Origin of the sequence: Sporosarcina sp. 6E9, assembly GCF_017921835.1 — a bacterium.
Taxonomy (GTDB): domain Bacteria; phylum Bacillota; class Bacilli; order Bacillales_A; family Planococcaceae; genus Sporosarcina.
In genome coordinates this window covers 1014231-1027036 of record NZ_JAGEMN010000001.1, presented here as the reverse complement: position 1 = coordinate 1027036, position 12806 = coordinate 1014231, and the positions used below count along the sequence as shown (strand labels likewise).

Here is a 12806-nt window from a genome sequence, read left to right as displayed (position 1 = left end):
TCTAATGATGCGGCCGATACGTGACTTTATCAATGCCTTAAAATTCAAATACTTTTCACTGTTTTTAATCGGTCTATTTTCGCTCGCCCTCTTTTTTATCATGTACGGAATTGTACAAAAAGAGACGTATGAAATCAAACGTTTTCAAATTGCATCCGAAGCGATTCGATCTATTAAAACAGTAGAGGATACGACTAAAACAGAACTAGAAAAAGAACGTGCGGCAAATGAAGTAACGCCTGTCTATCAATTTTCTGAAGATGTTGCAAAAAATCGACAGGCAATTGCTGAAAATGTTTTTAATTTTTTTATTGAAGTAAAAAAAGGTATTGAGACTGATGATGTTGAACCTAAAGCACCTCAGGTTATCCAGAAAAAGTCCATTGAAGAAGTTCGTGAGAAACTATCTTTTTTAGAGGAAGAGGAACCAGAATTACAATTAGATGAAGAATCTATCATCAGTCTTTTAAGTCAAGAAGTGGTTATTCTTGAAAATGTTCGGGATTTTATCATTGATGCAATCGGCTTTGAATTGATGAACAAAATACGAACAGATGACTTGTCGATTAAAAAATATGATATTGAAAATAAAATTCGAATAGCGAATATTGTCCCATCAACGATAAAGCAACCTGTTATTACCATAGGTCGGACATTAATTGTTGAAACAGAAATAATAAATGAAGACTTGACCAAAGCTAGAATCGAAGAAGCGAAAGCTGCAGTTGAACCGATTCGAATATTGCAAGGACAGGTTATCGTTCGAGAAGGTCAAGTGATTGATAATGAAGTATATCGTCAATTAGAAATCGCTGGACTATTAACGAATCAGTCGCCTGTAAAACCGTTGGCAGGCATTATATTATTCATCTTTGTAATTAGCGCTGTTATTTTCATGCATTTTAGCACGTGGAAAGAAAATACGTTAGCGAAGCGGAAATCACTAGTTATTATTCTAGTTGTTCTTTTTCTGCAAGTGGTCATGATGAAGTTAATTTCTCTTGTCGAGCCAGAATTTGATTTGTTAATCGCTTTCTTATTTCCAACCGCACTCGCAGCCATGTTGGTTAAGTTGCTGACAAACGAACGACTGGCGCTCACAGTAACGATAGTGACTGCAGCAACAGCGGGCATAATTCTACAAGATGGGTATGCTGCCATTATCCAAATGGAAATTGCCTTATACATATTATTTGGCGGGCTCACTAGCCTTTATTTACTTGGTAATGTTAGTCGCAGGTCTACTATATTGGGGACTAGTTTAGGAGTAGCTGTATCAAATCTACTGTTTCTAGCTTTCTATTTACTTATGACTCAAACTTCTTATACCTTATCGGAATTAATCTTTTATGCGGTTGCCGCCATTAGCTCAGGCGTAATTTCAGGTGCATTAACAATCGGTTTATTGCCATTTTTCGAAACGGGTTTTGGCATATTATCAGATATTCGCTTAATTGAACTTTCAAACCCAAATCATCCGTTGTTGAAAAGAGTCCTTACAGAAACACCAGGTACCTATCATCATAGTGTAATGGTTGCTAATTTAGCAGACGCCGCCTGTGAATCTATTGGCGCAAACGGACTCTTAGCACGTGTTGGAAGTTATTATCACGATATCGGAAAAACTGTTAGACCGGGTTATTTTATCGAAAATCAACATACTGGAAAAAATCCGCATGATTTGTTGCCGCCTGAGAAAAGCCGGGACATAATTATTGCGCATGCTGAAGACGGGGCAAAGCTATTGGAAAAGCATAAAATGCCACCAGAAATTATTGCGATAGCGAGACAACATCATGGAACAAGTTTATTGAGATTTTTTGTATTTAAAGCACGTGAATTAGGCGATGATGTAAATGAAGAAAACTATCGATATCCAGGACCCAAACCGCAAACGAAAGAAATTGCCATTATTTCAATTGCTGACAGTGTTGAAGCCGCAGTCAGATCGATGAAAGAGCCAACATCTGAAAAAATTGTTTCCCTTGTGCGCTCAATCATTTCAGAAAAATTAAATGATGGCCAATTTGATGAATGCGATTTATCGATGAAAGAACTTAAAAAGGTCGAATGTGCAATATGCGAAACATTAAATGGTATTTTTCATAACCGAATTGAATACCCGGAATAGGTGCGAGAGGAGGAACTAAAATGCTTGATATTTTTATGGATGATGAGACCGGCTCAATAAATAACGATATACAACAATTAGTATCGGATATATTGAAACATGCAGCGGGTGAAGAAGGGGTGTCAGGAGAAGCTGAAGTGTCAGTGACTTTTATGTCTGACGATGAAATAACAAAAGTAAATGCTGAATACCGCGGTATCAATCAACCGACTGATGTCATTTCTTTTGCTTTAGAGGAAATGTCTGAAGGTGAAGTGGAAATCATTGCACAACAAGGGATTCCGGTTGCACTTGGCGATATCATTATTTCGGTCGATACTGCCGTGCGTCAAGCGGAAGAATATGGGCATGACTTGAACCGTGAGATTGGATTTTTAGCACTGCATGGTTTTTTACACTTGCTCGGTTATGATCACTTAACAAAAGAAGATGAAGTGAAAATGTTCGGTAGACAAAAAGAAATACTTCATTCCTTTGGGTTGGAGAGATAGTCGCATGCAGAATTTTATCAAATCATTCCGCTATGCATTTGAAGGGATTATTCACGCAGTCAAGACTGAGCGCAATTTTAAATTCCATCTAATGGCTACCGTTATCGTAATATCTACAGGATTATTGTCGGATTTATCATATACTGAATGGTTTATAATCCTTATGTTAATTGGCGGAGTGCTTGCATTAGAATTGCTAAACTCCGCGATTGAAAGAGTAGTTGATTTAGTGACTATGAAGCGTATGCCGCTCGCTAAACAAGCGAAAGATCTTGCTGCAGGGGCGGTTCTAATATTTGCGATTATGAGTGCGATTATCGGTCTGCTAATTTTTATTCCAAAATGGATAACTTAAACCAAGGAGTGGTTTTATGACTAAAGAAAAACTTATTATAGAATCGAAAACAGCAAGAGAAAAGGCTTACGTACCCTATTCAAAATTTCCGGTAGGGGCGGCTTTACTCGGAGAAAACGGGATTATCTATCAAGGTTGCAATATTGAAAACTCATCATTTGGATTGTCGAACTGCGCAGAACGAACTGCGTTTTTTAAAGCTATATCCGAAGGGGTGCATTCGTTTAAAGCGTTGGCTGTTACAGGCGATACAGAAGGTCCAATATCGCCTTGTGGTGCTTGCAGGCAAGTAATCGCGGAATTCTGTGAAGGCGAAATGCCGGTATATTTAACAAATTTAAAAGGTGATGTAATGGAAACAACTGTCGCAGAATTGCTTCCAGGTGCATTTACAAAGGAGGATCTTGCATATGCAAGAAAGAAGTAACACATTCAAATCGGGGTTTATCGCAATTGTCGGTAGACCTAACGTAGGTAAATCAACATTTTTAAATCATGTAGTTGGGCAAAAAATAGCCATTATGAGCGATAAGCCGCAAACTACTCGAAATAAAGTTCAAGGGGTCGTAACAACAGATGATTCGCAACTCATTTATATCGATACGCCCGGCATACATAAACCAAAACATAAATTGGGCGACTTCATGCTTAAGGTGGCTCGCAATACATTAAGAGAAGTCGACATAATTATGTTCATGGTAAATGCAGAAGAAAAAATCGGACCAGGTGATCGGTTCATTATCGAAATGCTTCAAAATACAGAGACCCCTGTTTTCCTGATTATTAATAAGATTGACAAGGTTCATCCTGATAGCTTGTTGGAGACCATTGTTTCGTATAAATCGGAGTATGATTTTGCTGAAATCGTACCAATATCAGCATTGAACGGTAATAATACAGATCGTTTACTAGAAACGTTAAAAAAATACTTGCCTGAAGGGCCTCAGTATTATCCAGAAGATCAAGTGACAGATCACCCTGAACGCTTCATCATTTCTGAATTTATCCGTGAAAAGGCGCTCCAATTAACTCGAGAAGAAATTCCGCATTCAATTGCGGTTGTCATTGAAAAAATTGAGCGCGATAAAGATCGCGATATGGTTAATATCATGGCTACGATAATTGTTGAGCGTGATTCGCAAAAAGGAATTGTGATAGGAAAAAGAGGCGCGCTTCTTAAGGAAATCGGAACAAAAGCTAGGCACGACATTGAAATGTTATTAGGATCAAAAGTTTTTCTTGAACTATGGGTAAAAGTGCAAAAGGATTGGCGTAATAGGCCGGGTCGTTTGAAAGAATTTGGATTCGACGACGATGAATATTAAGAATATCTAAAAAGGGGTGGGTCGCTTGCTAAATAAATGGGAAGGCATCGTTTTACGATCAATTCCATACGGCGAGTCCAATAAAATCGTCACTTTGTTCTCAAAAGAAGCCGGCAAAGTGACGGCAATGGCCCGCGGCGCAAAAAAACCTAGAAGTAAACTGGCAGCTGTTACCCAACCATTCACTCACGGGTCCTATCTTATCCGTAAAGGGCGGGGGATGGGAACGCTCTCCCAAGGCGAACAAATTGAATCCATGCGTCATATTCTCCAAGATTTAGAAGTGACTGCCTATGCCAGCTATGTCGTTGAAATTGTTGATAAGATGACAGAGGAGAATGAACGTGTACTGGGCGTCTATGAATTATTATATGATGCACTTCATGCAATGAATGAGGGGTTTGATCCAGAGGCAATATCGCTGTTTGTCGAATGGAAGATGTTGCCCGTTGGTGGTATCCATCCGGTGCTTCATGAATGTGTCAACTGCCGTGCGACTGAAGGAGAATTTGGCTTTTCTTTCAAGGAGATTGGTTTTATTTGTCACCGTTGTTTTTCTGTAGACCCGTATTTGGTTCGTATTACACCGAATCAGTTGAAACTCATTCGTACATTTTATACAGTGCCAATCAATCGTGTAGGGAATTTAACGTTGAAAAAAGAGACGAAAAAATTTATGAAGAAAATAATTCAAACAGTCTATGATGAGCAACTCGGAATTTGGTTTAAGTCAAGATCGTTTATTGAACAACTTGAATCTACTCCTGAATTATTACCAAAAAAAGAATCCCGTGAAGGAAGTTGAAAAAACTTCGCTCACGGGATTTTCTATTTTTAAATTAAAACTCTAAATGTTTCGCAATATAATCCTTGACCTCGTCAATAGGCATACGGATTTGTTCCATTGAATCACGGTGTCTCACTGTCACTTGTTGATCTTCTTCTGAGTCGAAATCATAAGTGATACAGAACGGAGTACCAATCTCATCTTGTCTACGATATCTTCTGCCAATCGACTGTGACTCATCGTATTGTACGACGAAATGTTTACGCAAATCGGCATAAACTTTTTCCGCACTTTCCGAAAGTTTTTTAGATAAAGGCAACACACATGCTTTGACAGGTGCGATTGCCGGGTGGAATTGTAGAACTGTACGCTTGTCATCACCTTCAAGAGTTTCTTCTTTGTATGCGTCAGTTAGGTAAGCTAGCGTTACCCGGTCAGCACCTAGTGATGGCTCGATGCAGTAAGGTACATACTTTTCATTCGTTACAGGATCTTGGTAATGGAAATCTTCGCCTGAAAATTCCATATGACGTTTTAGGTCAAAGTCCGTGCGGTTCGCAATGCCCCATAGTTCGCCCCAACCGAATGGGAATTTATATTCAATATCGACGGTGCCTTTTGAATAATGGGATAGCTCATCTTCAGTATGTTCGCGCAAACGAATATTGGATTCAGTCAAGCCTAAGCTTAATAACCAGTTTTTTGAGAAATCGCGCCAGTATTCGTACCATTCGTTATCCTCGCCTGGTTTACAGAAAAATTCTAATTCCATTTGTTCGAACTCGCGTGTGCGGAATGTGAAGTTTCCTGGCGTTATTTCATTACGGAAACTCTTCCCGATTTGTGCGATTCCGAAAGGCATTCTCTTTCTCATTGAGCGCTGAACGTTTTTAAAGTTTACAAAAATACCTTGTGCTGTTTCCGGACGTAAAAATATTTCGTTTGCTGAAGAGTCCGTAACGCCTTGGGATGTTTTGAACATTAAATTAAACTGTCGAATTTCAGTGTAATCCATCGCGCCGCAAGTAGGGCATACAACATCGTGTTCAACAATCAATTCGTTCATTTTTTCAAATGACAGACCATCAACAATAATTTCCATACCTTTTGCATCCAATGCATCTTCAATTAGCTTGTCTACCCGGTGACGCGTTTTGCATTTTTTACAGTCAATCATAGGATCATTGAAATTTCCAGTGTGTCCAGAAGCTTCCCATACTTTAGGGTTCATCAGTATAGCTGCGTCAAGACCAACGTTATGTGGTGATTCTTGAACGAACTTCTGCCACCAAGCTTTTTTAATATTGTTTTTTAGTTCTATTCCGAGCGGACCATAATCCCAAGTATTGGCTAGTCCACCATAAATTTCGGACCCAGGAAATATGAATCCTCTTGTTTTTGCTAAGTTTACTACTTTTTCCATAAAATTAACATTCCTTTCAAATAAAAATAAGCACTCATCCCCGGACATAAAGTCCGGGGACGAGTGCATAATGACCCGCGGTTCCACCCCGTTTGGCTGAAAAACCCATCAGCCCTCTTGGAAAGTACATAGCTCAAGGTTGCCTATTCATGTCTTTGTTGGCTCTCACTATCCCAACTCGCTTTTTGTAGACATTACTTTAATACCTCTCAACGCTTATTTAGTTCACTAATAAGTATACCATGATTCCGATTTCTTCGCAATAGTGGTCGTCTTCATATATAATAAGCAAGTAGATTATATTACATAGTGACGTTAATTTTACATTCATGAATTATACCTGTAAGGCGGTGACCTATGGAACTTAATAAGCGTCAGACCGAAATTCTTGAAATCGTTAAAGAAGATGGTCCAATAACCGGCGAGCAAATAGCCGTGCGATTAAATCTAGTCAGAGCAACAATCCGTCCCGATCTTGCAATCCTAACGATGGCTGGTTATCTTGATGCGCGACCAAGAGTCGGGTATTTTTTCTCTGGAAAAAAACCTGTTAAATCTCTAAACGATAGTATTAATGCAATGAAAGTTAAAGATTTTCAATCCAGACCGGTTGTTGTGACTGAAGAATTATCCGTTTATGATGCAATTTGTCAAATGTTTCTAGAAGATGTCGGCACCTTGTTTGTCGTTGATAAGTCTTCCTATCTTACCGGAATCCTATCCAGGAAAGATTTACTAAGATCTTGCCTTGGAAACAATGAAATCGATAAAGTGCCTGTTCATATAATCATGACTAGAATGCCGAACATAACTTATTGCAATAAGTCCGATACTTTACTCAAAGCAGCTGGAAAAATGATCGATAAACAAATTGATTCACTTCCAGTCATAATTGATAAAGGGACGGGTCTTGAAGTTGTTGGCCGAATTACAAAAACAAATATTACCGCAGCTTTTCTATCGCTTGCGGATGACCATGAATTATGAGGGTGATAGCATGAAGAAACTTACAATGTTCATTGTCTCTGACTCAGTTGGAGAAACCGCTGAACTCGTTGCGAAAGCCGCTGCAAGCCAATTCGGGAGAGGATTAGATTCAGTTGTATTAAAACGTTTCTCACATATTGAAGATGAAACACAGTTGGAGGAAATTGCCTTTTTGGCACGGCAACAAGATGCGGTAATTGTTTATACGCTTGTTAAAAGCGACATGCGTGAAAGAATAAAAATTGAGTGTCAAAACCAAAGCATTAAGTGTATCGATTTGCTTGGACCTATCGTGGAACAACTCAGCATTCAACTTGACGAGAAACCGCTAGAAGAGCCTGGACTAGTAAGGAAACTAGATGATGATTATTTCAAAAAAATCGAGGCGATTGAGTTTGCCGTAAAATACGATGATGGTCGAGACCCCCGCGGTATATTAAAAGCAGATATTGTATTAATAGGTGTCTCCAGAACATCTAAAACACCATTATCGCAATACTTGGCACACCAACGGTATCGAGTTGCTAACGTACCGCTTGTTCCAGAAGTCGATCCACCAGAAGAATTATTTATGATTGATCCTAAAAAATGTTTTGCGCTAATTATCTCACCAGATAAATTAAATACAATCAGAAAAGAACGGCTAATCGCACTTGGCTTACGTGATGATGCTAATTATGCCCGCCTTGAAAGAATCCAAGCAGAAATCAAGCATTTTAGGGAAATAACCGATAAAATAGGATGTACTGTGGTTGACGTTACTACCAAAGCTGTTGAAGAAACAGCAAATGTTATTATTGGTGAACTATCCAATAGAAGTGAATAAATGAGAAGAACCTTCCGAAATGGATAGGTTCTTCTTTTAGGGACAATATTAATCTATAGTTGTTTAATGAAATGTCACAGAGAATAGTGTAGAATAATAGTTTCGGAGTATTATTAAGAAATTTGTCGAATAAAGAAGGATATTCAAAAGAACGTCACGAAAGATAGTATACAGAGTAGAAGATGGTGATATCATGACACGAATATCAGAGGAAATTATTGAAGAGGTACGTACTAAGACCGATATAGTTGATCTTATTGGTGAACATGTACAACTGACAAAAAGAGGCAAGAATTGGTTTGGTCTTTGTCCTTTTCATGGGGAAAACACACCTTCATTTTCCGTTTCTGAAGACAAACAACTTTTTCATTGCTTTGGATGCGGGGCAAGCGGTAATGCAATTACATTTGTTATGGATATCGAAAATCGACAATTCACAGATGCAGTTATTAAACTTGCAGAACGTACAGGAATTGAAATTGACCCCTCATTTAGCCAAGCGACTAATGATTCCAGACCGCTTGATGAATTTAAACATATGGTTGAAGCGCATTCGCTCGCCGCGAATTTTTACAGCCATCTACTCTTAAATACAGTAGAAGGGGAAAAAGCACTAGAATATCTAGAAAATAGAGGATTTACGAGACTCGATATCGAAAAATATGGAATTGGATGGTCCCTTGATGAATTTGATGCACTATCAACATTACTCCATCGTAAAGGTTTTAATATGATGGAAATGGAAAAAGCTGGCCTTTGCATAATGAAGGATGATGGAACTGGTTTCTTTGACCGATTTCGCGGACGTATTATGTTTCCACTTCATGACGATAATGGTAACGTAATTGCCTTTTCAGGTCGGACATTGGTGGAAGGAAAGGAAGTCGCAAAATACCTTAATAGCCCTGAAACACCAATTTTTGAAAAAAACAAAATGTTATACAATTTGCACAATGCACGTCTTAATGTACGAAAAACGGGTAAAGTAATACTGTTTGAAGGTTTTATGGATACTATTTCGGCTGATCGCGCGGATATAAAAAACAGTGTGGCACTTATGGGAACCGCATTATCAGATGCGCATCTCATAAAAATGAAGCGAGTTGCAAAAGAAGTAATCATATGCTGCGATGGAGATGATGCTGGATGGGAAGCTGCTAAAAGATTTTCCGGTATGATCTCACGCAATGGGTTTGATGTGCAAATCGCAATATTACCGACAAATATGGATCCTGATGATTATATTATGGAGTTCGGCGGACAAGCCTTTCGCGATCAAATTATCGGAAATCCACATTCGTATATGTCATTCATTATGGCATATGCTAAACGTTCTAAAAACTTCTCTTATGAAAATGATGTTTTGCAATTTATACACGAGGTTCTTGAAGAATTAGCAAAACGCGTATCGCCTGTAGAGAGGGATATGTACATTCGACAACTCTCAACCGAGACAAACATATCGGTTGAAGCAATCACGCAACAATTCATGAAAATGGCAGGAAATCGGGCAAGGCAGGCGAAAGCAGAGCCTGTAGAATTTGTAAACGGCGGTAATATTTCTGAAAAAGTTGTACCAAAACGAAACAAAACAGGGACCCAACGAGCAGAGCGATTATTATTATACCATTTGTTAAATGACGGATCCCTATTTGATCGCTTTCAAAAAGAGCGAAGAGATGTTTTTATTGGCGATGATTATTCAGCAATATTCGTTCGTCTTGCCGGATTTTACGAAGAACATGGAATGCCTGATTTTCATAGGTTTGCGGAATCGTTAGAAGATCGCAACTTAAGGAAAATTGTCCTTGAAGCTGCGATGACTGAACGTGATCCTGAACATACCGAACAAGAAATTGAAGACTGCGTCAAACATTTGGAGAAATATCGAATTAGGTTAACAATTCAGAAGAAATTGCATGAGTCTAAAGAAGCTGAAAAGAAAAATGATCATACCCGGGCGTTGGAGCTGGCCAGGGATATTATACAGCTCCGGAAATCATTATCGGCTAAATAGCCACATCCGGTGTTAGGAGGAGGAACGGGTTAGATGACTAAAAAAGAATTATCTGCAGGAATGAAAGAAGAACTTACAATTAAAGAAGTTAAGGCACAATTATTAGAAGCTGGAAAGAAAACTGGTGAAATAACACTTGATGAGGTGACTGAAAAACTCTCCCCATATGAGATAGAACCAGAGCAATTTGAGGAATTCCTTGATTTACTAGAAGCGCAAGGCATTGAAATGGATCGAAAATCAGAAGATGAAGAAGAAGAGGCTGAAAAAACGACGACTAAAGAAGTCGTGGATGATTCTAAGCTCGATTTAAATGATCTAAGCGTCCCACCTGGTGTGAAAATTAATGATCCGGTTCGAATGTATTTAAAAGAAATTGGCCGTGTAGAATTACTTACGGGTGACGAAGAAGTTGCCATAGCCAAACGCATAATAGAAGGTGACGAATCTGCAAGCAAAGAACTAGCTGAAGCTAACCTTCGATTAGTTGTTAGTATTGCAAAACGTTACGTTGGACGCGGAATGTTGTTCCTTGATCTAATCCAAGAAGGAAATATGGGACTAATTAAAGCTGTTGAGAAATTTGATCATACAAAAGGCTTTAAGTTCAGTACGTACGCAACGTGGTGGATTCGACAAGCAATCACCCGCGCAATTGCTGACCAAGCTAGAACCATTCGAATTCCAGTTCATATGGTTGAGACAATCAACAAATTAATTCGTGTTCAAAGACAATTATTGCAAGACCTGGGCCGTGAACCTTCACCAGAAGAAATTGGAGAAGAAATGGAACTAACTGCAGATAGAGTACGCGAGATTTTGAAGATTTCCCAAGAACCTGTATCCCTTGAAACACCTATTGGTGAAGAAGATGATTCTCATTTAGGCGATTTCATCGAAGATTCTGAGGCTCAATCACCTTCAGATCACGCAGCGTATGAACTATTGAAAGAACAATTGGAAGATGTCCTTGATACATTAACCGATAGAGAAGAAAATGTACTTCGTTTACGTTTTGGTCTAGACGATGGCAGAACTAGAACGCTCGAGGAAGTCGGAAGAGTATTTGGTGTTACGCGTGAACGAATTCGACAAATCGAAGCGAAAGCACTTCGTAAACTAAGACATCCATCAAGAAGCAAGCGCCTAAAAGATTTTCTAGAATAAGACTTACCAGCATCGGCGAAACTCGGCCGATGCTTTTTTATATTGAAAATTTTTGTGAATAAGTTGAGATTCTATCTGTCTATTCGGTATAATCATAGATGTAAGCGTTTACGAAAAGGGGATGGATATCTTGAACTTTGATTTGACAGAAGAACAACAGATGATTAAGAAGATGATTCGGGCATTCGCGGTTGAGGAAGTGGCACCAGGGGCAATCGATCGTGATCGAACAAAAGTCTTTCCTGTTGAAGTGTTTAAAAAACTTTCGGAAATGGGCTTAATGGGGTTGCCGTTTTCCGAGAAGTACAGTGGTGGAGGGGCAGATACAACAAGTTTTGCAATTGTGACGGAAGAACTGAGTCGTGCATGCGCATCGACCGGGATTACATATTCCGCACATATTTCACTAGGTGGAGCTCCAATTCATCTATTTGGCACCGAAGAACAAAAGGAAAAGTACTTAACACCTATTTGTACAGGCGAATCCTTTGGCGCATTCGGGTTAACGGAATCGAATGCCGGTTCGGATGCGGGGGGGACGCAGACGACTGCTGTAGAAGATGGTGATGACTTTATCATAAACGGTTCAAAAGTATTTATTACAAATGCAAGCTATGCAAAAAATCTTGCGCTGACTGCGATCACAGGTGTGAATAATGGCGAAAAAGAAATTAGTGCGATTATAGTACCAACTGATGCAGAAGGTTTTACGATAATCGACAATTATGAAAAAATGGGTCTAAATGCTTCAAATACCACCGAATTAATCTTAGATAATGTTCGTGTTCCGAAAGAGAACCTTCTAGGAGTCCGGGGGAACGGATTTAAGCAGTTCCTAGTCACATTGGATGGTGGACGTATTGGGATAGGCGCAATGGCTGTGGGGATAGCCCAGGCGGCATATGATCGTGCATTACAATACTCCAAAGAACGAAAGCAGTTTGGTAAATCATTATCCCAGTTTCAAATTACACAATTTAAACTAGCTGACATGGCATTGAAAATCGAACTGGCTCGAAATATGGTTTATAAAGCAGCTTGGTTAAAAGATCAAGGCCGTCCATTTTCTAAAGAGGCAGCAATGTGTAAATTGTATGCATCTGAAATTGCAATGGAAAATGCGTCCGAGGCTATTCAAATACACGGCGGATATGGCTATATGAAAGAATATGAAGTGGAAAGATATATGCGGGATGCGAAGCTCCTAGAAATAGGAGAAGGTACTTCTGAGGTTCAACGAATGGTTATTGCTAGACTGATTGGCTGCGGATAAAACCCATTTTTGTCGAAATTGTCA

Annotated in this window: 12 protein-coding genes; 11 read left to right on the top strand and 1 reads right to left on the bottom strand. The window is 39.1% G+C overall.

Going from position 1 to position 12806, the window contains the following annotated elements; genetic code table 11:
- Positions 1–4: 4 nt before the first annotated feature.
- From J4G36_RS05350 to recO, 6 genes are read left to right on the top strand one after another with little or no spacing between them, the layout of a single operon-like run.
- Positions 5–2131 (top strand): HD family phosphohydrolase, encoded by a 2127-nt coding sequence (locus tag J4G36_RS05350; protein WP_210469020.1) that lies wholly within the window; start codon positions 5–7, stop codon positions 2129–2131.
- 20 nt (positions 2132–2151) lie between these two features.
- Positions 2152–2622 (top strand): rRNA maturation RNase YbeY, encoded by a 471-nt coding sequence (gene ybeY, locus J4G36_RS05345; RefSeq protein ID WP_210469019.1) that lies wholly within the window; start codon positions 2152–2154, stop codon positions 2620–2622.
- Positions 2623–2626: 4 nt separating this feature from the next.
- Positions 2627–2977 (top strand): diacylglycerol kinase family protein, encoded by a 351-nt coding sequence (locus J4G36_RS05340; protein ID WP_210469018.1) that lies wholly within the window; start codon positions 2627–2629, stop codon positions 2975–2977.
- Positions 2978–2993: 16 nt separating this feature from the next.
- Positions 2994–3404, top strand: coding sequence for a cytidine deaminase (locus J4G36_RS05335; protein ID WP_210469017.1), 411 nt, complete (start codon positions 2994–2996; stop codon positions 3402–3404).
- Positions 3388–4302 (top strand): GTPase Era, encoded by a 915-nt coding sequence (era, locus tag J4G36_RS05330; RefSeq protein WP_210469016.1) that lies wholly within the window; start codon positions 3388–3390, stop codon positions 4300–4302. Before J4G36_RS05335 ends, era begins: the two co-directional genes overlap by 17 nt.
- 25 nt (positions 4303–4327) lie before the next feature.
- Positions 4328–5107 (top strand): DNA repair protein RecO, encoded by a 780-nt coding sequence (recO, locus tag J4G36_RS05325; protein ID WP_210469015.1) that lies wholly within the window; start codon positions 4328–4330, stop codon positions 5105–5107.
- 34 nt (positions 5108–5141) lie between these two features.
- On the opposite strand, the gene J4G36_RS05320 is transcribed toward recO, so the two are convergent.
- Positions 5142–6512 (bottom strand): glycine--tRNA ligase, encoded by a 1371-nt coding sequence (locus J4G36_RS05320; RefSeq protein ID WP_210469014.1) that lies wholly within the window; start codon positions 6510–6512, stop codon positions 5142–5144.
- A gap of 357 nt (positions 6513–6869) precedes the next feature.
- Here J4G36_RS05320 and ccpN point away from each other — a divergent pair, with 357 nt between their 5' ends.
- The 5 genes from ccpN (at position 6870) to J4G36_RS05295 (ending at position 12782) form a co-directional block, all read left to right on the top strand.
- The gene (gene ccpN / locus J4G36_RS05315; RefSeq protein ID WP_210469013.1) at positions 6870–7499 is read left to right on the top strand and encodes a transcriptional regulator CcpN; all 630 of its coding nucleotides are present in this window, start codon (positions 6870–6872) and stop codon (positions 7497–7499) included.
- Positions 7500–7509: 10 nt separating this feature from the next.
- Complete coding sequence (locus J4G36_RS05310) at positions 7510–8325, top strand: pyruvate, water dikinase regulatory protein (protein ID WP_210469012.1); 816 nt, start codon at positions 7510–7512, stop codon at positions 8323–8325.
- A 193-nt stretch (positions 8326–8518) separates the two neighbouring features.
- Positions 8519–10342 carry a DNA primase gene (gene dnaG / locus J4G36_RS05305; protein WP_210469011.1) on the top strand — a complete coding sequence of 608 codons (1824 nt, stop codon included), beginning with the start codon at positions 8519–8521 and terminating at the stop codon, positions 10340–10342.
- Positions 10343–10375: 33 nt separating this feature from the next.
- Positions 10376–11509: an RNA polymerase sigma factor RpoD gene (rpoD, locus tag J4G36_RS05300; protein ID WP_210469010.1), complete on the top strand. Its 1134-nt coding sequence runs from the start codon at positions 10376–10378 to the stop codon at positions 11507–11509.
- Positions 11510–11639: 130 nt separating this feature from the next.
- A complete protein-coding gene (locus J4G36_RS05295) occupies positions 11640–12782 on the top strand; it encodes an acyl-CoA dehydrogenase family protein (protein WP_210469009.1) in 1143 nt (380 codons plus the stop codon).
- Positions 12783–12806: the final 24 nt, after the last annotated feature.

Coding starts and splice junctions, on each gene's coding strand:
- J4G36_RS05335 (WP_210469017.1), top strand. CDS start 2,994: ATGACTAAAGAAAAACTTATTATAGAATCGAAAACAGCAAGAGAAAAG.
- J4G36_RS05320 (WP_210469014.1), bottom strand. CDS start 6,512: ATGGAAAAAGTAGTAAACTTAGCAAAAACAAGAGGATTCATATTTCCT.
- era (WP_210469016.1), top strand. CDS start 3,388: ATGCAAGAAAGAAGTAACACATTCAAATCGGGGTTTATCGCAATTGTC.
- rpoD (WP_210469010.1), top strand. CDS start 10,376: ATGACTAAAAAAGAATTATCTGCAGGAATGAAAGAAGAACTTACAATT.
- J4G36_RS05340 (WP_210469018.1), top strand. CDS start 2,627: ATGCAGAATTTTATCAAATCATTCCGCTATGCATTTGAAGGGATTATT.
- ccpN (WP_210469013.1), top strand. CDS start 6,870: ATGGAACTTAATAAGCGTCAGACCGAAATTCTTGAAATCGTTAAAGAA.
- ybeY (WP_210469019.1), top strand. CDS start 2,152: ATGCTTGATATTTTTATGGATGATGAGACCGGCTCAATAAATAACGAT.
- dnaG (WP_210469011.1), top strand. CDS start 8,519: ATGACACGAATATCAGAGGAAATTATTGAAGAGGTACGTACTAAGACC.
- J4G36_RS05310 (WP_210469012.1), top strand. CDS start 7,510: ATGAAGAAACTTACAATGTTCATTGTCTCTGACTCAGTTGGAGAAACC.
- J4G36_RS05350 (WP_210469020.1), top strand. CDS start 5: ATGATGCGGCCGATACGTGACTTTATCAATGCCTTAAAATTCAAATAC.